Consider the following 251-nt stretch of genomic DNA (forward strand, 5'->3'; position numbering starts at 1 on the left):
TGGTGTATACCGCGACCTTCGCCGATTACGTGATCTGCGCAGCCGAACTGTTCTACGGAGCGTTGCTCGCCGATACGCCACAGCGTGCTAAGCGCGCGCTCGGCTTCGGCACGCCGAGCCGGGCGCTGTCGTTCGATTTCATCGGCTCGCTGCGACCCGACGACGAATTCGACATGACCGTGCAGGTGGCGGACGTGCGCCAGCGCTCGTACGTGCTGGACATCGTGGCCCGTACGCCGCAGGGCGCGGCC

General features: G+C 66.5%; 1 protein-coding gene. It reads left to right on the forward strand.

Annotated elements, in window-relative coordinates; translation table 11 throughout:
• Positions 1-251 (forward strand): hypothetical protein (locus SB765_RS32025; RefSeq protein ID WP_410932811.1); only part of this gene is annotated, 251 nt, incomplete at both ends.

Source organism: Pseudomonas sp. SIMBA_067 (genome assembly GCF_046534675.1).
Taxonomy (GTDB): Bacteria; Pseudomonadota; Gammaproteobacteria; order Pseudomonadales; family Pseudomonadaceae; genus Aquipseudomonas; species Aquipseudomonas putida.